This is a genomic window from Pontibacter sp. GD13, assembly GCF_058216355.1.
Map to the genome: position 1 here is coordinate 45270 of NZ_JBYZMQ010000007.1, position 20233 is coordinate 65502.

Genomic DNA, 20233 nt, shown 5'->3' on the forward strand with positions numbered 1-20233 from the left:
AGACCACACATTTAATTAATGATACAAATTTCTACCACCGCCATTACCTTCCCCGAAATCCAGCTGCAAACCCGCGATGCGCACAAGCTGCGGGGATACTTCGGAAATCTTTTCAAAGACCACTCACCACTCCTGCACAATCATTTGGAAAACGGAGAGAGCCAGTACCGTTACCCGCTGGTGCAATACAAGGTTATTGAAAATACGCCCATGTGGTTGGGCATTAATGAAGGGGGAGAACTACTTTCTTCTTTATTTCTGAAAGTACAAGAGCTGCAAATTGATAAATGCCTTTATCCGGTGCTGAGTAAGAACATCCGCAACCAGCGCTGGACTATCGGCTTGGACAGCGACCTTCATAACTACCGCTACGAAACGCTCTGGATGGGCTTGAACCAGGACAACCACCGCAGGTACATGCAGACTGAGTCGGAGCGGGAGCGGCAGGAGCAGCTCAAGCGCATCGCCGTTAGCAACATCCTAGCGTTCTACAAATCTTTCGACCTGCTGCTGCCCAAGGAGCAGCGCATCCTGCTCAGCCTGCAGGTGCAGGAGAAGAGCACCCGCTTCAAAGACCAGCAGATGTTGGCCTTTAGTGGCGGCTTCACCACCAACGCGCTCTTGCCTGACTTTGCCGGCCTGGGCAAGTCGGTTTCAAGAGGGTTTGGTACGGTGAAAAAGATATAGCGGTAACTGCTTGCCATAACCATGCAAATGCTAACATAAAAAGTATGCAACTATACATTAATACGTATGGCACTTATGTGCACATCAAAGACGAACTGTTTGAGGTGCGCATTCGGGAGAAGGAGTCTAACGAGGTAAAAAAACATCATTTTGCTGCCTCTAAGGTGACAAGCATCATAATGACTACCGGAGCCGCTCTGAGCACGGATGCGATCAGGTTAGCTATCCTCAATAATGTGGATATTGTATTTACCGAGAAAGACGGGCATCCGCTGGGCCGCGTGTGGCACAGCAAGCTGGGCAGCACGACAAAAATACGTAAGCGGCAGTTAGAAGCCAGTCTGAATGAAACAGGGGTGCAATGGACCAAGGCTTGGTTACTTACTAAGCTTGAGAACCAGCGCGACTTTATACAAGACCTGAAGAAGCACCGGGCACCGCAGGCTGACTACCTAAACGATAAAATAGCAAGGCTTGAGGCTTTAGCTGTTTCTATTTCGTTGCTTCAGGCAGAGCTGGTTTCTGAAATAGCCGACACCCTTAGGGGCCTTGAAGGAACGGCAGGCAGGCTATATTTTGAGACGCTAAGTTACGTGCTTACAAAAAAACATCAGTTCAGTGGGCGCAGCAGTCGCCCTGCCAAAGATCCCTTCAATGCCTTCCTAAATTATGCCTTTGGTATACTTTATAGTAAAATCGAGAAGGCACTCATTATAGCAGGTCTCGATCCATACCTGGGCTTTCTGCACCGGGATGACTATAACCAACTCAGCTTTGTGTATGATTTTATAGAGCCCTACCGGATATATGCCGAAACGGTGGTTTTCCGACTCTTTTCGGGTAAAAAAGTAAACAAGATTCATACTGACCATATTACCAACGGCTACTCGCTTAACAGCGAGGGGAAGGCACTGCTGGTGGCTGCCTTCAACAAGTACTTCGACGAGGAAACCATCCGCTATAAAGGCAAGAATCAGACGCGTACAAACACGATACAGTTTGACGCACACACATTCGCTAACAGCTTAATTCAGAAAGTATGATTGTTTGGGTGCTCTACGACATTAAAAATGACCGCTGCCGCACAAAGGTGGCTAAACTGTGTAAACAAGCAGGGCTGTACCGGGTACAGTTTTCGGTATTCCTGGGTTCGCTGGGTGCCCACGAGAAAGACACGCTGCGGCTACAGATAGAAGATTACATAGACGAGGAGATAGACAAAGTATATATCTTCCCTATGAACAAGGCCGAGTTGCAGCAGACCGAATTACTAGGCCAGGCCTTCGACAAGGAACTGGTGTCGGATGAGGTAAGAGCCCTGTTTTTTTAAGCACCATGAGCCTTACCCCTTCCCATATCATCGAGTACCTGTACTGCCCCAGGTTCACCTACTTTGAATACGTGCTGGCTATACCGCAATATGAGACAAAGAACTACAAAGTGATGCGGGGGCGTGAGGTGCATGACCAGAAGCTGGAACGCAACAAAGAATATCTACGCAGGAAGATAGGTGTGCAGGAAAAGTATATGGACCAGTACCTGACCAACGAGTTGCTGCGTGGCCGCATAGATGAGGTGCTATTGTTGCAGGACGGAACCATGGCACCGCTCGACTATAAGTTCGCCCAATTTAAAGATAAGATTTATGAGACCTACCGTACTCAACTTTACTGCTATGCCTGGCTGATTGAGCAGAACTTTGGAAGAAAAGTTAACAAGGGTTACCTTGTTTATACCCGTAGCCAGCACAAGCTGGTGGAGGTACCCATCTCCGATGTAAACAAGAAGGAAGTTGAAAATTGTGCTAAACAGATTATGGAGATTATTGACAATAACTTCTACCCAAAGGCTACCAAATACCGCAAAAGATGCTTAGATTGCACCTACCGGAATATTTGTGTGAAATAGGAGCTTTCCGGATGTAAATTTATTTTGACACACCTCAAAATAGGCCACAACTAATTGATTAATAATAATTTGTGATTTCGGAAAATTCAGCTTTTGCATGAAAAACAGCTCTTTGATGTATTGTAAAATGGCAAAACACCGAATAGTAAATAATAACTATAGCACTAGTAATCAGTCATTAACAAGAATTTACGACTTCCAGTAGCTTATCCAGAGTAATAAGGATTGAAACTTTCCACACCACCAGCACGAACTTCACCTCATACCCGCTTCCAGTAGCTTATCCAGAGTAATAAGGATTGAAACCTAAGTAACTTTTTCATGTTATCTTCTTTGTTTCGATCTTCCAGTAGCTTATCCAGAGTAATAAGGATTGAAACTTTCCAGTAGCTGTCCAATGGTCTGTAGTCTCCTGTCTTCCAGTAGCTTATCCAGAGTAATAAGGATTGAAACTGGTCTGTACGGCTGTAAATCCTGTTGCTGAGATACTTCCAGTAGCTTATCCAGAGTAATAAGGATTGAAACCTAAAGCAGCAATATTCGGATGGTTGTAGGCTTCCTCTTCCAGTAGCTTATCCAGAGTAATAAGGATTGAAACTCCCATGCTCAGTAAGCGTCACTCCGAGGACTGCAACTTCCAGTAGCTTATCCAGAGTAATAAGGATTGAAACACTACAAGTATGATTCCGGGGATAACCCATCGTACACTTCCAGTAGCTTATCCAGAGTAATAAGGATTGAAACGCAAAAAGTAGTTTTTCAGCATGTTTCGCAGCCCTCTTCCAGTAGCTTATCCAGAGTAATAAGGATTGAAACGCCTACGAAATTAACTTTGTATGAGTACCATAAAAGATCCTTCCAGTAGCTTATCCAGAGTAATAAGGATTGAAACCCTTCACGTCCTACAACATCTTTGTAGCACCATGAAGGCTTCCAGTAGCTTATCCAGAGTAATAAGGATTGAAACAAGGTTTCCATGTTCAGGCTAACCTGGCTCAGGCGGCTTCCCTTCCAGTAGCTTATCCAGAGTAATAAGGATTGAAACTACACAGCAAGCCCAGCAACCCAGTAACAGCTTTTCTTCCAGTAGCTTATCCAGAGTAATAAGGATTGAAACCAGCGTTACGGCCACTGGCGTTACCTTAATAAAAGAGCTTCCAGTAGCTTATCCAGAGTAATAAGGATTGAAACGCCCATGCCATGTATAGCAGAACAGCCGGTAAACGGCTTCCAGTAGCTTATCCAGAGTAATAAGGATTGAAACCAGCCACCCACAAACGGCCGATGGGCGGTTAAATAAACTTCCAGTAGCTTATCCAGAGTAATAAGGATTGAAACCCGATAACACCGGCAAAACAGGTAAAACCCGCGTTGACTTCCAGTAGCTTATCCAGAGTAATAAGGATTGAAACGCCGGTAACACCGCCGGGGCCAAAGAAAAGATTGATCTTCCAGTAGCTTATCCAGAGTAATAAGGATTGAAACCCGCCATCAAAAAGGAGGGCAACACGAAAAGTATGACTTCCAGTAGCTTATCCAGAGTAATAAGGATTGAAACCCGGGAATCAGATAAAAAGGTAATGTTAGTGGCAAACTTCCAGTAGCTTATCCAGAGTAATAAGGATTGAAACTAGAAGATTTAAACAACAACCTTGTGTGGTTATGGGCTTCCAGTAGCTTATCCAGAGTAATAAGGATTGAAACAAGAATTCGTAAAAGGAGTGCTTGCAGAGCGGGGCATCTTCCAGTAGCTTATCCAGAGTAATAAGGATTGAAACCCTGGTGTTCCGGTACCGCCACAAAGCGCATCGAGTCTTCCAGTAGCTTATCCAGAGTAATAAGGATTGAAACTAGCCGTGGAGGAGGTAGCCGATGGAAGTCAGCAGCCTTCCAGTAGCTTATCCAGAGTAATAAGGATTGAAACAAGCTCGGTAAAATGGCCTTAGGCGCTTTGATTGACTTCCAGTAGCTTATCCAGAGTAATAAGGATTGAAACTGTGTCTTAAAGTATTCAAGCCTTTCTAAGATGGTTCTTCCAGTAGCTTATCCAGAGTAATAAGGATTGAAACCATACACCTTCAGAGCTGTGGGGCTGCTCTCCAGTCCTTCCAGTAGCTTATCCAGAGTAATAAGGATTGAAACCATAAGCATTTAAAACTTCAAAACCTTGTTCAGTTCTTCCAGTAGCTTATCCAGAGTAATAAGGATTGAAACGGCAACTGGCTCAACTGGCGGCTCCTCCTTTGGGACTTCCAGTAGCTTATCCAGAGTAATAAGGATTGAAACGCCACTAATCAGTTTGCCGTATTCGGGGAATCATTTCTTCCAGTAGCTTATCCAGAGTAATAAGGATTGAAACGTGACCGAGCGCACAGGCACAAGAAGGACGATTGACTTCCAGTAGCTTATCCAGAGTAATAAGGATTGAAACTCAAATTTAATGTTAGCGATAGATGAAGGGAAAATACTTCCAGTAGCTTATCCAGAGTAATAAGGATTGAAACGATTCTTATACCAATCCATCCCCTCAGATTGCAATTCTTCCAGTAGCTTATCCAGAGTAATAAGGATTGAAACGCTTGTCCTGAAGCTCTTCCTGCTCCTGTTCCTTCTCTTCCAGTAGCTTATCCAGAGTAATAAGGATTGAAACATTCTTTTTCGTAGGCTACGCGTAATCGTTCTTTTTCTTCCAGTAGCTTATCCAGAGTAATAAGGATTGAAACATGATTAGGTTAAGTAATAAGGGAGTATGAATGGTCCTTCCAGTAGCTTATCCAGAGTAATAAGGATTGAAACGTTAAAATTATTTTGGTGTTGGTGCCTCCTTACATCTTCCAGTAGCTTATCCAGAGTAATAAGGATTGAAACAACGCCTGGAAAAGCGTCAGGTAGCCGACAAAGAGCTTCCAGTAGCTTATCCAGAGTAATAAGGATTGAAACTCACCTGATTACCGTGTTTTTTGAGACCTACATTTTCAATGACTTCCAGTAGCTTATCCAGAGTAATAAGGATTGAAACAAATTGGCAATGTGTGCAGGAATCAGGACGCACAACTTCCAGTAGCTTATCCAGAGTAATAAGGATTGAAACAGGTATGGTCGGCACAGCCATCCCAGGCACGCATGTCTTCCAGTAGCTTATCCAGAGTAATAAGGATTGAAACAAGCTTTTCATTATTTTAGGGGGGTGTTTTTCCCCACTTCCAGTAGCTTATCCAGAGTAATAAGGATTGAAACGAAAATGTGCGTTTGCTGGGATTGGCTGCACATTAGCTTCCAGTAGCTTATCCAGAGTAATAAGGATTGAAACAGTGCTTAGTGAGGAAGTTGTTCGTGGCTGCTGCCCTTCCAGTAGCTTATCCAGAGTAATAAGGATTGAAACGTTTCTGGTAGTTGCCACAAGGACAGGGTTCGTACACTTCCAGTAGCTTATCCAGAGTAATAAGGATTGAAACTCATCAGTGCTTACTTCTTCCTTTACAAACTTGATTCTTCCAGTAGCTTATCCAGAGTAATAAGGATTGAAACTGTCTTTTTATTCCCCCTTCCGGCTGTTGAAATTCGTGTAAAGCACGCTTCAAATCTTCCAGTAGCTTATCCAGAGTAATAAGGATTGAAACAAAACGAAACCTGAAATATTGACGAAAACGAATAGCAGCCGTCTAATGAATAAAGCGAGTTGTTTCTCAAATCTCAATTAAAAACAAAAAAGCACTTACATCCTTTAAGATATAAGTGCTTGATTATCAACGTGGGCCCACCTGGAATCGAACCAGGCACCTACTGATTATGAGTCAGTTGCTCTAACCGAATGAGCTATAGGCCCGTTCCCTTCTTAGAAATGCGCTTTCTTTGAATTGGGAGTGCAATTTTACATATTTGCATGCAATATATCAAATACTCATCTACTATTTTTTTTCCGCGTGAACCTGACAAACATAAAAAATATCATCTTCGACCTGGGTGGGGTCATCATAAACATTGATTACCAGCGGAGTGTGAAAGAACTCCAGAAACTGTGCAAGGATAACTGCCATATCGAGTACAGCCAAAAAGAACAGTCGCACCTCTTCGACCTTTTTGAAACCGGCGACAGCTCGCCCGCCGAGTTCCGGGATAACCTGCGACAGGCCTACCAAATGCGCGAGGCCACCGACGAGGAGATCGACGCCGCTTGGAACGCCATGCTCCTCGATATTCCCAAAGAGCGCATCGACCTGTTGCTGGAGCTGGGCAAAAAGTACCGCATTTTCCTGCTTAGCAACACCAACGCCATCCACTTAAAGCGCTTCAACCAGATTGTGGCCCATAGCTTCACCATCCCCAGCCTCGACTCGCTGTTTGAGCAGGCTTATTACTCGCATTTGGTGGGCAAGCGCAAGCCCGATGCCGACATTTTTGAGCTGATCCTGGACCAGCACCACCTACGCAAGGACGAGACGCTGTTCATCGACGACAGCCTGCAGCACATCGAAAGCGCCCGCGAATTGGGTATCCAAACGCTGCACCTGCAAGCGCCGCTCACTATAAACCAGGTATTTCAGGATGAGGCAGTTTAGCCAGCGGCAAACGCATGGCCTGCACCTGCTTCTGTTCTGCATCACGTTTGTTACCACCACCCTGGCCGGCACCGAATGGACTTTCGGCAAACTGTTCTTTTTGGGCAGTGAGGGTTTTTCGTGGACAGGCACTGTTTCTTGGGAAGAGCTAACAACAGGTTTATACTTTTCACTGCCTTTTCTGGGGGTGCTTACCGTGCATGAGTTCGGGCATTACTTTACGGCCCGGTATTACCGAACAGCTGTCACGCTACCCTACTATATCCCGCTTTGGTTCGGCATTACGGCTTCCATCGGCACCATGGGGGCTTTTATCCGCATCAAAAGCCGGATCGTGTCGCGGCAGCAGTTCTTCGATATCGGCGTGGCAGGCCCCCTGGCTGGGTTTGCGGTGGCCATTCCGCTGCTGTTCTACGCTTTTACGCACCTGCCGCAGCCCGACTACATCTTCACCATTCACCCCGAGTACAAACAACTTGGCCCGGACTATGCGCAGCAGGTGTACCAGGATGGGCTGGGTAGCCTGGCCCTGGGTACCAACCTGCTCTTTATGTTTTTTGAGCGGTTTGTGGCCGACCCGGCCCTGTTGCCCAACCAGTACGAGATGATGCACTACCCGCTGCTTTTTGCGGGATACCTGGCCTTGTTTTTCACCGCGCTGAACCTGTTGCCCATCGGGCAGCTGGATGGCGGGCACGTGCTGTACGGCTTGTTAGGTTACAAGCGCTTCAACCGCCTCTCCCCTATCTTTTTCAGCCTGTTTATACTTTATGCCGGCCTGGGGGTGATATCGCCTTACAGCGAGCCGGTATGGGCCGGGGAACTGCTCTATATTTTCGCGCCCTTCGCGTATTGGGCATTCTGGAAATTTTTTGACAACCGGCGCACCGGCCTGGTTGCCATGCTGGCCATGCTGCTGCTGCAGTATAGCTTTGCCGGGTTCTTTCCGCACCTGGAAGCCTATATCTGGATGTGGCCCTTTTACCTGCTTTACCTGGTGTTCGTACTGCAACCTGCTACTCCTACTCTAACGTATAGCCTGGCTTTGGCCGCTGTCATACTTGTAGCGCAGCTGGGCATCAGCACTTTTTTCCCGGATGCTGACGGGTACAGCGGTTGGCTCCTGTTCGGGCTTGTGCTATCCAGGGTGATGGGCATTTTCCATCCCTCCAGCCCCATCGAAGCGCCGCTTACGCCCGCCAGAAAAGCGCTGGGCATCCTGGCTTTCGTAGTTTTTATACTTTGCTTCAGCCCTTCTCCTTTTATTATAGAATAAAAAAAGGTCACCCCATAAGGGTGACCTTTCTATAGTTGCTGCGCGCTGCCTGCAGCGCGTACAGGTAAACTTATTTGGTTAACACCATGCGGTTGCTGTATACTTTGTCGCCAGCCTCTACCCGGTAGATGTAGGTGCCGCCGGGCAACTTGCTTCCGTCAAAGTCTACCGTGTAACTGCCTGACCGCAGCGAAGTAGCCACCAGCGTTTTCACTTTTTTGCCCAGCACGTCATAAACGGCTATCTGCACAGGTCCGTCCTGTGGCACTACATAGCTGATAGTGGTTCTGCCGGTAAATGGATTCGGATAGCTGTAGGCGCCTTCCCTTGCCGTTTTAACATCGGAGGCAGCCACGGCGGAGGCGGTTCCTGAAGCTGTCATTGGCTGGGTGGCGGCGTTCCACTGTGCGTGGGTGCGCGTGATGATCACGGCAAAATCAGCGCGGGTAACATCCTGCTGTGGCTTAAAGGTGGCGTGCAGGGTAGGCTGCAGGTCGTAAGGGCCTTGTGTAACAGTGTAATACGCGTTGATCAGGTTAAGCTCCAGCGCCACGCTAACATAACCCTCCAAACCGGCAGGAATCTCTGCTGCATCCTCTATCGGGTAAGCGGTGCCGTTTACCTCCACCGTTGGGGTTTTGCCATTACGTGCCAGCGCAAACTCCTGTAAGCCCAGGGCCTGCACCAGGGAGTAAGTCAGCTGCGCTCTGCTCACTTTGCCGGCAGGCGAGAACTTGCCAGGAGCAGCTGGCTGCATGATACCGCCGAACTTGTGCTCCTGGTCGCGCAAGGCGCCTCCTTTTGCCACAATAGATTCAGCCAGCAGGTTTTTGTCTTTCACATCCGTAAGGGTGAATGTCCCGTCCACAGGCAGGAACTGTCGAATGCCCTCTCCCATCATCAGGTAATCAGCCAGGTCGATGCGCTTCAGCAGCTCGTCGGGCTTAAAGCCAGCGCCTGCTAAACCATCGGCTAAACGGGCACTTACTGCCATTTTGATAGACGCCTCGGCCGGGTGACCGGCGATGTCGTTCAGCCCGGTTACGCCGGCAGCTGTCATCATGTTCACAACGCCTGAGATCTTCTCCGGGAAAGCCACGCCATTCAGGCCAGACACTTCTGCCGTCCAGGTGCCTGCTTCCGGCGAGGCCACTGCCACACCTCGGTCGTTGCTCAGGGCAAACAGCACCGGAATGCCTGCACTCGTCTTCACACCGCTTGGGGAGATAAGCGACAGCCTGACAGGGTTGCCGGTTTCGCCCTCAATACCGGTAGCTTTTATCTTAGCCTCAATACCTGTAGTACCAGAGGCCACAGTAAAAGTATAGCGGTTTGTGGCCGTGGTGGCAGGGTTATAGTCTATCGTAAAGTTCTGTGACACCGTATTGGCGTTCACATTGCTGTTAAAGGTTCTGGTGTAGTTAAGGGTAGCGCCATAGGGGGCCGCTGTTCTAAAGGCCCTGTCTACGGCAGCGTAGGCGTTTACATATCCGGCACCCACCTCCCACGACTCGCGGTTAGGAATGTTGGTTGCGGTTTGCTGCAGGATCTCCTTCACCTGCGCCACTGTAAGTGCGGGATTTGCATCCAGTACAAGCGCCACAATTCCAGCCACATGAGGTGCAGCCATCGAGGTGCCGCTCATATGCGTATAGAAGGGAATGTGCGCCGGATCAAGGTTTTCTACATCCTGCTGCGCGCCCAAAGAGGATACCGGGGCAATTACGCGTGTAGAAACAATGTCTACGCCAGGTGAGGTAACCGTTGGGCGGTCTTGCCAGGTATAGGCTGTGCCATCGAGCGTAAAGGCGCCTCCTTTGCCCTTAATGCCTCGGGAAGAGAAGCTTGCCAGTCGGCCTGACTTGTCACCGGCGGCCACGGCTATTACCCAGGGCGCTTTTTTGTACTGCCCCGTCATGGTGCCAGAGCCGGGGCCGGAGTTACCGGCCGAGAAAACCACCACAATGTTACGGTCTACGCAGCGTTTGGTGGCCATGGTAATGGGGTCGGCCGGATTCACGTCGGTGCCTGTATCGCTGGTTGTGCCAAACGAGTTCGTGATAACGCGGATGTTATAGGTTGCCTGGTTGATCAGGGCATAGTCGAAACCGGATAGCACGTCTAACAGTAGCAATGCTGCGCCTGAGCCGTAACCTACCAGCCCGGCTCCCGGGGCCACGCCTTCATACTTGCCTCCTGAGGCCTGGCCGGTGCCCCCCACAATGCCAGCCACATGCGTGCCATGCCCGCCGGTGGCATCGGTGTTCGGAATGTTCTCTACCGGGGTATAAGGCAGAATGCCAGAAACCGAGTTCAGGTTGGTGGCCGCCGTTACGTTTTGCTTCAGGTTTTTACCCAGCGTCAGGTCAGGGTGCGTGCCATCCACGCCACTGTCGTTCACCAAAACGCCAATGCCTTTCCCTGAAACCGGAAAACCACCGTTCCGGGTGGTGAAGGCAAGTTCGTTCCGCACCTTATCTACGCCTGTAAGCGCGGTGGCGGAGTTGTTTTCGTACTGCAGCGACTCGTTCAGGTAAAGCGACAGCACTCTGGAATTAAGGGCGAGCGCCTCTACCTGGGCGGCTGTGGCAACAACTCCGGCTATCGGAAGTGCCCGCAGCGTAAGGCCCTTTACTATGCCGGCCTGCGTTAGGGCAGCCACGTCGAGTAAAGAGGGGGCCCCTTGCCCTTTAAAGGTAACTACTACTTGTAACGGGGTTATTCTGTCGGTGATAGCTGCTTTCAGTTTAGTGTCTACATAGGCCTGTGCAAAGACCTGACTTACCGCCAACAGGCAGAAAGCAACAACGGCTAGAATTTTTCTCATAAGGTTTAGTTGTAAAAGTGTGACATAAATTGTTTAAGGTGTTAAGAGATGTAAGTATATTCGATTTAGAACGGCCTTCGGATTGCGTGAACCCTCTATGGCACAAAAAAACTTATACGCGGCCTCTACCCCAAAGAATTATATTTTACTATAAACTACTGGCACCTATCAAAGAACAATCAAAGCGCTTTCACTTCACAAATAGCAAACATACAGCCTTTTAACCCATTTATAACCGATGCCATCAGTTGCACAGTCATATTTTACCCACCCAATACATATAATTAAAATAACATTTTATTTACCTCGCAGATAATAGAAAATCCTAAATATTTTAGCCTTATAACAAATACAGAGAAGCTTTTTAGAGGTTTTTTCAAGCAAAAAGAGGCAGCTGGACTTCATGCCCCACTGCCTCTTCGTTAAACAAAACATTTACCAGGCCAACGCCTGTACCATACTTTTACCCCTGGTAAGCCAGAATGCCGCCCAGCAGGTTGCGCACGTTGCCAAAGCCCTGCTGCTGCAGGAAAGCCTTGGCCGTGGCAGAGCGCGCACCGGAACGGCACTGCACAATTACCTCCTTGTCCTTCAGGTCTTCCAGGTCGTCGAGTTGGGATGGCAACACGCCTAGCGGGATGTTTTTGGCCCCTGCAATGTTGGCTTCCTGGTATTCCCAGTCTTCACGCACATCAATTATGATAGGGGTTTCGCCTTTACTCAGGCGTTCTTTCAGTTCTTCTGCTGTAATGTCTGCTGATGTGATCATAGTTTGATACGTATAAGTTTTTTAGTTATCAACGCTTTCCTGGTTTGGATGCGCAGGGTATATACTCCGGGTGCCAGCTTATCCAACAGCACCGGTACATGGCTGCCCGCGTACTGCTGCTGGTGTACCTCCCGGCCCGTGATGTCGTACACGCGCAGGTGCTCATATTCGCCCTCAATATACACTTTGCCAGATGTTGGGTTCGGAAACACCTTGATGCGCGCCGCCTCCAGGTCCTCTTCAATGCCCAATGCCTCTCCGGCCAATACCGGGCGTAGCATCAGGGCTCCTTTCAGCTCGGTGTCTTCGATCCAGTTGTTGAGCGCCGTAAACAGGAACCTGCGGCCGGTGGCGGTTTCATTCCTATCAAAACCCACGTTTACGAACAGGTTTCCGGGTTGCTGCCAGCCAACGTAAAAGCTGCCCGCCACTGGCACGAGCTTCGAGAGCTGCACCTCGTAGAACTTGTTCAGCGAATCGCTGTAGCTTATCTGGAAGCTTTGCTGGTGCAGGGTTTTACCGGGCAGGCCGTTGTCGTTGTCCCATACCTTAAAGGTCAGCGCGGTACCCGCCAGGTTGGCGTTCACCCTCGGAAAGTAGATGCGGAAAGCAGCCACCTGGTCAGGCTGGTTAAGGTCGTAGCGCTGCGCCACCTGCGTGCTCGACGAACCGATAAAACTAAAGCCTGCCTCCGCTGTGCCGTCGTCGTAAGCGTAATAATTGTTAAAGTCTGTTTTGCGCGATGTGCTGTCGTTTGCCCTTTGTTGCAGGTTAGGCTCTTTGGTATTGAGCAGGATGCCGTGCACGAGCACAAACCTGGTTTTAGGCAGGGTCAGGTTATCGATGCGCGGCATCCCCACAATAGGGAACTGCCTTGCCTGCGCCGGAATCAGCCCCTGGTCGCGGAGAAAAGTATCGGCAGGGGCCGTATTCAGTTTCTTAATGTACCCTCGCCAGCTGATGGCGCCCGGCAAGTCGCCCAAATTGTTGGCGGTGACCCGCACTTCATCGGCCAGTTCACCTGCTTTGTTTTGCAGAAACTGGTTGGCGGGCATGGCAGTGTAATTTTTCAGCAACTTACTCACGCCCTCGCTAATCGCGATGTCGCGGGTATTGTTCTGGCCTTTCCGCCTGTTTCTGTCCAGCACCACGTAATCCACGTTCCAGACATCCGCCAAGCCGTTGCGTTGCCCCAGGCTCCTGAACCTGAACTGAAATCCGTTATGAAAGAACCTGGCTTCTTTTATACCTACAAAAACCTGTGCAAAGGCCGTGGCCTGCCCCAGGCCGGGCTGTCGCCATACTGGCTGCCAGTTGCCCGAAGCATCCTTAAACTCCAGCACCAGGTTTACCTGCCCCCCCGCCGACCGGTCGGGTATGTCGCCGAGGCCCCCTGATTGCCAGTAAAAGCTTAGGTAAACGGAGTCGGCGGCACTCAGGCCACCCAGCAAAACAGGTTGCGAAGTGAGGGTGTCGGAAGGCCCTGCCCCCACGGAGCCGGGCGCGTAGGGCATGCCCTTCGGGTCCAGCCCATCGAAGGAGGCCACGTTTTTAGTGATCGGCTCAAAGGCGTAACGCGAATTAATAAAAACGCCCCCATTGATCCAACGGGTTGGATCGGGCACTACGTTAGAAGCGGCAAAATCATCAAAAAAGGGCAAAGAAAGCGCGGCGGCTTGCTTCAGCTGTGTTTTTGTAACCCTGGCAGCAGGACGATCTTCCTGCCGTAGCGGCGTGAGCACGGCCTGCGCCATCACCCCGGCCTGGGCCAGCAACAAGGCCACGAAAAGTACCAGCGTTTTCTTCATACTTCCCTATACGTTTACTCTATTTCCTCGATGGGGTCCTCGCCGGCAACCCACAGGTCTACCAGTTCGCCCACACGAACTTTAGCGCCAACCTCGGCAAAAGGGCGTTGCTTTAATACGGTGCCACCCGGTTTGTTGCTGCCCTGCACGTAAATGATATTGCCCAGTTGCAGGCCCTGGCCCACTAAAAGCACCGAGGCCTCATCAACGGGCATGCCCACTACCTCGGGCACCTCAAACTCGGTATTGCCCAGGCCGTTGCCCACATGCAGGTCTACCCGGGAGCCTTTGGGAATGGTGCCACCCGGTTTAATCTCCTTGCCGTTCACAAACTGCTTCAGCACGGCGTTTTCCTGCAGATCGGGCACGTAAGTGATCTGCCCTTTCCTCAGATCGTAGCTTTTCAGGATCTGCTCCGCGTTCTTCACCGAGCCATCGATCAGGTTAGGCATCTTGATCATGGGCGGGTTTTTCATGTTCACGGAGATATAGATCTTCCGGTTTTCCTTCACCTTGGCACCGGGTGCAGGGTCCTGGGTCAGTATCTGAAAGGGCTTCTGGTCGGGCTTGTAGGTAGAGTCATTGATAAAATACCGCAGGTTCTGGTCTTCCAGCAATTCCGCTGCATCGGCCAGTTGCATGCCTTCTATCCGGGGCACAGAAATGGTTTCGCCGTGGTTGGTGGTGGCAGGCAGGTACACATAGAAAAAGCCAATGACCAGTACCGCCACAATAACCGCCATCAGGGCCAGATGCTTCAGTACATCTACAAAGGAATTCGTTTTAAACATGGGTTCTTATTTATGAGACAAAAGGAAGCCGGTTTCCCTGTTTTCCTCTCGATCCGTGTGTTTTTTTCAGACCTTTACTTCGTTGAATGCTATTCCGTTAACTTTTTCCGGGTGCGCTCCATGCCGTACTGCAGGATGCGGTCAATAAAGTCGTAGGGCTTGTAGCCGTTCAGGGCTGTCTGGTGGAAGATGCAGGTGGCCGGTGTCATGCCGGGCAATGAGTTCACCTCTATGATGATCGTTTCCACTTCGTCATCCTCCATGATCCGTACGAAGGCATCGATGCGGGCATATCCCTCAATGTTCAGTATCTGTGCTACGTGTTTCAAGTCCTCCTTTACCTTGTCAGAAATACGCTGCCGGCGGGCAGGGTCAGTAGCATAACGTGCGGGCGTGATATTTTGTCCTTCGCCGGCCAGGAATTTTTCCTCTAATGACAACACCTCCCCCTCAGCCAGGGCCTCCGAGGCCTCAAACACTTCATAATCTATGGTGCCGTCGGGGCTATACTTGGTAAGCAGGCCACCGGTTATCTCCAAAAAGTGCCTGGCGTTGTTTCTGGAGATCAGCGTTTCTACCAGGAAGCCCGCTTTGTTGGGGAACTCCTCCTTAAAGCCAAGTGCCAGCGTTTGGGCACACTCCTGGTCCAGCTCCTCCATTTCCCTGAAGATCAGCGCAGTGAAAGCCGCCAGCTCTTTTCGGTTCTTTATCTTTTTAACGGCAGAACTGCAGCCATCGTCTGCGGGCTTGGCGATAAACGGATATTCAAACGCGCTTTCTATACTTTTAAAGAAGGCCTCGCTGTCGTTGAGCCAGTCTTCCTTCAGGGCCATCGCGTGCTTTGCCACCTTTACCCCGTGCTGTGCAAGCAGCTCGTTGGTCTCGTACTTGTTTATGGTTACCTGCGAGGAGCGGATGCCGGACCCGTTGTAGGGGATGTGCAGCTTCTCCAGTTCTGCCTGCAGGGCACCATCCTCCCCCGGACGGCCATGCAGGGCTATGAACACCGCATCTACCAGGTTGTGCAGCTGGCTAAATGAGATACGCTGTGGCTCCTGCAGCCTGCGGCCGGTATACTTGGTGGTGATGCTTTCCGCCTCTCGCACGATCTGGGCAAGTATGGGATGTGGTTTCCCGCCTTGCTCAAAGTACAGCACCTTTTCCTTTATGTCATCCGCATTGTCTTTCAGCATGATGTTGATCGGAATGGCATAAAGCCGGTGCTCTTCACTGTTACCGGTCAGGAATACGGGCATGGGCTCATACTTCGTGGACGAGGCCATTTTTTCGTAAATGTTGCGCCCGCTCTCCACCGAGATGTGCCTTTCGGAGGAATAGCCGCCCATGATCACACCCACCCGGATCTTGTCGTGCCGGTGCTCCTGCTCTGCCTGTATCGCCTGATCCAGTTTGGCCAGCAGCCGCGTCAGTTTTACGGTGTCCTTGCCGGTTTTCAGGCGCTCTGCCACCGAGGTGCGGATCAGGTAGGTCAGGAACTGCGATGGGTTCAGGCCGATCTCAGCCGCCTGGTGGAAGAAGAACGACGAGGGCAACATGCCCGACGTGGTGTTAGGGTCGTTGAGGAATATCTCGCCACTATCGGTAATAAAGCCATCCAGGCGGGCGTACACATTAAAGCCAAAATCTTTGAAGAGCTTGCTGCAGTTCTCTCTTATCTGCTGTATCTGCGCGGCAGGCAGGTTGATCGGGGTAATTTTGCGGCTCAGGCCCGGCAGGTATTTAGACCGGTAGTCGAACACCTCGCTGCCTTTCACGATCTCGGTTGGCGGCAGCGCGATGGGCTGCCCCTGCTCGTTCTGTATCACAATACAGGAAAATTCCTTGCCCTCGATAAAGGCCTCTACCAGTATCTGCTGCTCGTGCTCTACGTTGGTCAGTGTCAGGCTGTCAGTCGCGCTGCTGTTAAACGTATGGCTAATATAACGGAACAACTCCTCCGGATGATACAAAATGGTGCCGTCCTGCAGCAGGACCGGCATGCCGATGCCCTCACGGATATCCACGAGTTGCTTGATGCTCACCAGCTGCTTTTCCTCGCCGAGGGCCAGCCATTGGCTCTTGTATATGGTTTTGGTGAAGAAGCTGCGCTCCACGCCGGCCTCAAAGGCTGCAAAGTCGTTTTGTTTGATGATAGAGATGCCAATGGAGGAACCCTGGTGCGGTGCTTTTAGCACCAGCGGCAAGCCCAGTTCGGTAACCAACTGCTTAAAAATCTGCTCGCGGTTGCTTTTATCCGACCATTGCTGGTAGGTAATGGTGTGGTAAGCCGGACTCGGGAAGCCATGTTGCCGGAGCATCTCTTTCTGGGCGGCCTTGTCTATGCCAATGGCAGAGGGAAGTATACCCGAGCCAGAGTAAGGCATGTGGTACCACTCCAGCAAACCCTGAATGCTGCCATCCTCGCCGTAAGGGCCGTGCAAAGCCAGAAAAGCAAAGTCGAAGTGCTCCTTAAATGCACTGGGTTGTATCCGCTTACCTACTTTGGCAATAATCCTGTCCTGCTCGGCCATGCTCAGCTCCCCCAACGACTCCAGGTATACCTGCAGGCTGTGGGTGGTTTCAGGCAATACCTCCACCGGCGGGTAAAAATCCCGTATGGTGCCTTTGTAAATATACTCCCAATTCAGGAGTATGAAGTTGCCCAGGCTGTCCACGAACACCGGAACGGCCTCAAAAAGCGCTTTGTCTAAATTATCGTACACCGTACGGCCACCCGCAAACGAAATCTCGCGCTCCCGCGACGGCCCACCGAAGATTATTCCTACTTTCATCCCTACAAAGGTAATAAATCAGGTATAAAGTTAAGCTTTTTTAAAGCAGGCTTGTACAACAGTCCCGATTGTTTGGTTGCGCTTTTTTAGAGCCCCTTTAGGCTAAATTACGGCAGAGGCCTCTTGGCATGAGGCTGTAGGCGCCAGCACTTAGACAGGAGACGTGGCAGGCTTGCAGGACTACCTTACCGTGAAACGCACCTTTGTTTATGTGGCAGAACACGGGCTTGGCCTTGTGGCTAAAAAGCTGGCAGGGTACTTATCCGGAGTCCTTTAAAGTGACAGCAGCGGCATGAATTGGTAATATTAGGCTTTTCAACTATTTTTATACGCCCAACAGAAGTGAAAAATATACGTGTAATAGGGTATTGAAATATGCAATCTGATTTCCAACTCAAAATAAAATCATGAAAACTGTTGACCAGTACAACTTTGCCGACAAAAAAGCCTTAGTGCGCGTTGATTTTAACGTGCCCCTAGATGAGAAACTCAGCATCACAGACGACACCCGCATCCGGGCAGCGGTGCCCACCATCCGCAAGATCATGAGCGATGGCGGTGCCGTTATCCTGATGTCGCATTTGGGCCGCCCGAAAGGCGGACCTGAAGAACGGTACTCGCTGCGCCACCTGGTTGACAGAATAGCCGTGGAATTTGACACCGTGGTACGGTTTGCCCCCAACGCCATAGGAGCGGAGACGCAACAAATGGCCGCTGAGCTGAAACCGCGTGAGATTCTGCTGCTCGAGAACCTGCGCTTTCATAAGGAAGAAGAGAGCGGCAACCCCGACTTTGCAGAGGAACTGGCGAAGCTCGGAGACGTGTACGTGAACGATGCTTTCGGCACAGCCCACCGCGAGCACGCTTCCACAGCCGTGATTGCCCGCTACTTCCCCAACGATAAAGTGATGGGCTATGTGATGCTGGCAGAGCTCGACAACGCCAGCCGCATTCTGGACAAGGCCGAACGCCCTTTTACCGCCATTATGGGCGGCGCCAAAATATCTGACAAGATCATGATCATCGAGCAACTGATGGATAAAGTGGACAACCTGCTGATCGGGGGCGGCATGTCCTATACCTTCGTGAAAGCGGATGGCGGCAACATCGGCTCCTCGCTGGTAGAAAACGACAAACTGGACCTGGCCGCACGCCTCATTGCCATGGCACGCGAGAAAGGGGTGCGCCTCATGATCCCGATTGACTCGGTGGTGGCCGACGAATTTAGCAACGACGCCAACGTAGACACCTGCCTGAGCCACCACATCAAGCCCATGTGGATGGGGCTGGACATTGGCCCGGACGCACGAGAGCAATACGCCGAGGTGATCGCCAACTCCAAAACCATACTTTGGAACGGCCCGATGGGTGTGTTTGAAATGTCTAATTTCTCGGTGGGCACCGAGGCCGTTGCCGAAGCGGTGGTAGAGGCGACACGCCGGGGCGCATACTCCCTGATAGGCGGCGGCGACTCTGCCGCGGCTGTGAACCAGCTGGGTTATGCCGACAGGGTGTCTTACGTTTCGACTGGCGGCGGGGCGCTGCTGGAGTACATGGAAGGAAAACCGCTGCCGGGTGTGGCTGCTCTGGAGCGCGAAGATTACTAAGCCAACTGGCGAATAAGTTAAAGTCCCCTGTTACTTTGTAAGTAACAGGGGACTTTTGGTTTCGGGCAGCCGCCGGTCAGATCACATTCACCACTACTTTGCCGTTCGTTTTGTGTGTTTCTACCTGTTCGTGCGCTTTGCCCATGTCCTTAAACTCAAACACATGCGATACGATAGGGCGTAAATGGCCGTGCCGCATCAGGTCTGCAATTTTAGACTGGTCCTCGCCGCTGGAGTGCACCAGGTAGTTCTTCGCCTCGATGTTCCGTTTTTGGGCTTCTTGCTGTACCGCTTCGGTTGCGCCGCCCAGAATGGAGATGATCGTGCCGCCCTCTTTCAGTGCCCGCAACGACTGCCGCGTGTTTTCCTCACCCAGGGAGTCGAGCACGATATCTGCATCCATCACTACTTCTGCGGGGTTATAGGCGTGGTAGTCAATTTGCTCGTCGGCACCCAGGCTTCTTAAAAAATCATGGTTTTTTTTGGATGCCGTGCCAATCACAGTGGCCTTAAAGTATTTGGCTATCTGCACCGCAAAGTGCCCTACGCCCCCTGCAGCCGCATGAATCAGCACACGCTGGCCCGCCTTGATACCGGCCTCGTGCACCAGCACCTGCCAGGCGGTGAGCGCCGCCAGGGTAGCCGCTGCGGCTTCGTGGTGCGGAATTTCAGCTGGCTTATGTGCCAGGTGTTTCTCGGGGGCTGCCACATACTCGGCGTACGCTTTTCCGTTACCCGGAAAATTCACCATCCCGAACACCTCATCGCCAACTTTAAAGTAGTTTACATTTTCGCCGACGGCCTCCACCACCCCCGAAATATCCCAGCCGATAATCACCGGGGGCTGCTCTTTCAGTTTGTCGTAGAAGGCCTTGCCTTGCCGGGTTTTGGTATCGACGGGGTTCACGCTTACGGCATGCACCTTTACCAGTACCTCGTCTGGTTTTGGCGTGGGCTTGTCCACTTCCTGCAGCTCAAATTGTTCGGTTCCCCCGGGGGCTTTTAGTACGATTGCTTTCATGGCTTCTGTGTCGTTAGGTGTCACAAGTATATCCTTTTAGAACTCAAGCCATTGCAAAAGGTTTTCTTTTGCCTGAAACTGTAAACAGGAGCTAAAACCGGAAGCGATGGCCAGCCATTGGCCCTGAAATCGCAGCCTTAAACCGAATGCGATTCATAAAAAATGAGGGGATATTACCGGATTGGGTT

The 20233-nt window shown here is 50.7% G+C and carries 13 protein-coding genes, 1 tRNA gene and 1 CRISPR repeat array; of the genes, 7 read left to right on the forward strand and 7 right to left on the reverse strand.

All coding sequences use genetic code 11. The annotated features are described in order from the left end of the window. Nucleotides 1-18 precede the first annotated feature (18 nt). The 4 genes from AC4BAN_RS11165 to cas4 are packed head-to-tail and all read left to right on the forward strand — an operon-like array spanning nt 19 to nt 2595. Nucleotides 19-687 carry a CRISPR-associated endonuclease Cas6 gene (locus tag AC4BAN_RS11165; RefSeq protein WP_490564484.1) on the forward strand — a complete coding sequence of 223 codons (669 nt, stop codon included), beginning with the start codon at nt 19-21 and terminating at the stop codon, nt 685-687. Nucleotides 688-731: 44 nt separating this feature from the next. Beyond that, nucleotides 732-1730, forward strand: coding sequence for a CRISPR-associated endonuclease Cas1 (gene cas1 / locus AC4BAN_RS11170; RefSeq protein ID WP_490564485.1), 999 nt, complete (start codon nt 732-734; stop codon nt 1728-1730). Next, nucleotides 1727-2017: a CRISPR-associated endonuclease Cas2 gene (gene cas2 / locus AC4BAN_RS11175; protein WP_490564486.1), complete on the forward strand. Its 291-nt coding sequence runs from the start codon at nt 1727-1729 to the stop codon at nt 2015-2017. Before cas1 ends, cas2 begins: the two co-directional genes overlap by 4 nt. 5 nt (nt 2018-2022) lie before the next feature. Then, nucleotides 2023-2595 carry a CRISPR-associated protein Cas4 gene (gene cas4 / locus AC4BAN_RS11180; protein WP_490564487.1) on the forward strand — a complete coding sequence of 191 codons (573 nt, stop codon included), beginning with the start codon at nt 2023-2025 and terminating at the stop codon, nt 2593-2595. Nucleotides 2596-2790: 195 nt separating this feature from the next. Beyond that, nucleotides 2791-6215: a CRISPR direct-repeat array (repeat unit 37 nt; unit sequence CTTCCAGTAGCTTATCCAGAGTAATAAGGATTGAAAC). A 132-nt stretch (nt 6216-6347) separates the two neighbouring features. Here cas4 and AC4BAN_RS11185 read toward each other — a convergent pair. Continuing rightward, nucleotides 6348-6421: transfer RNA gene (locus tag AC4BAN_RS11185), tRNA-Ile, on the reverse strand. 97 nt (nt 6422-6518) lie between these two features. Between AC4BAN_RS11185 and AC4BAN_RS11190 the strand changes: the two genes are divergently transcribed. After that, complete coding sequence (locus tag AC4BAN_RS11190; protein ID WP_490564488.1) at nt 6519-7154, forward strand: HAD family hydrolase; 636 nt, start codon at nt 6519-6521, stop codon at nt 7152-7154. After that, the gene (locus tag AC4BAN_RS11195) at nt 7141-8430 is read left to right on the forward strand and encodes a site-2 protease family protein (RefSeq protein WP_490564489.1); all 1290 of its coding nucleotides are present in this window, start codon (nt 7141-7143) and stop codon (nt 8428-8430) included. The genes AC4BAN_RS11190 and AC4BAN_RS11195 overlap by 14 nt, the downstream gene beginning before the upstream one ends. Nucleotides 8431-8500: 70 nt before the next feature. Here AC4BAN_RS11195 and AC4BAN_RS11200 read toward each other — a convergent pair whose 3' ends face one another. The 5 genes from AC4BAN_RS11200 to AC4BAN_RS11220 all read right to left on the reverse strand — a co-directional run bounded on the left by AC4BAN_RS11200 (nt 8501) and on the right by AC4BAN_RS11220 (nt 17417). After that, a complete protein-coding gene (locus AC4BAN_RS11200; protein WP_490564490.1) occupies nt 8501-11257 on the reverse strand; it encodes a S8/S53 family peptidase in 2757 nt (918 codons plus the stop codon). 463 nt (nt 11258-11720) lie between these two features. Next, a complete protein-coding gene (locus tag AC4BAN_RS11205; RefSeq protein ID WP_490564491.1) occupies nt 11721-12026 on the reverse strand; it encodes a rhodanese-like domain-containing protein in 306 nt (101 codons plus the stop codon). Further along, nucleotides 12023-13834 carry a T9SS type A sorting domain-containing protein gene (locus AC4BAN_RS11210; protein ID WP_490564492.1) on the reverse strand — a complete coding sequence of 604 codons (1812 nt, stop codon included), beginning with the start codon at nt 13832-13834 and terminating at the stop codon, nt 12023-12025. The genes AC4BAN_RS11205 and AC4BAN_RS11210 overlap by 4 nt, the downstream gene beginning before the upstream one ends. 14 nt (nt 13835-13848) lie before the next feature. Beyond that, entirely contained in the window at nt 13849-14625 is a 777-nt protein-coding gene (locus AC4BAN_RS11215) for a PASTA domain-containing protein (RefSeq protein ID WP_490564493.1), read from the reverse strand. An 89-nt stretch (nt 14626-14714) separates the two neighbouring features. Next, nucleotides 14715-17417, reverse strand: a complete 2703-nt coding sequence (locus AC4BAN_RS11220; RefSeq protein ID WP_490564494.1) for a D-alanine--D-alanine ligase family protein — start codon at nt 17415-17417, stop codon at nt 14715-14717. A 407-nt stretch (nt 17418-17824) separates the two neighbouring features. On the opposite strand from AC4BAN_RS11220, the gene AC4BAN_RS11225 reads away from it, so the two are divergent. Beyond that, nucleotides 17825-19024, forward strand: coding sequence for a phosphoglycerate kinase (locus tag AC4BAN_RS11225; RefSeq protein ID WP_490564495.1), 1200 nt, complete (start codon nt 17825-17827; stop codon nt 19022-19024). 76 nt (nt 19025-19100) lie between these two features. On the opposite strand, the gene AC4BAN_RS11230 is transcribed toward AC4BAN_RS11225, so the two are convergent. Beyond that, nucleotides 19101-20045: an NADP-dependent oxidoreductase gene (locus AC4BAN_RS11230; protein WP_490564496.1), complete on the reverse strand. Its 945-nt coding sequence runs from the start codon at nt 20043-20045 to the stop codon at nt 19101-19103. Between the last annotated feature and the right edge of the window lie 188 nt (nt 20046-20233).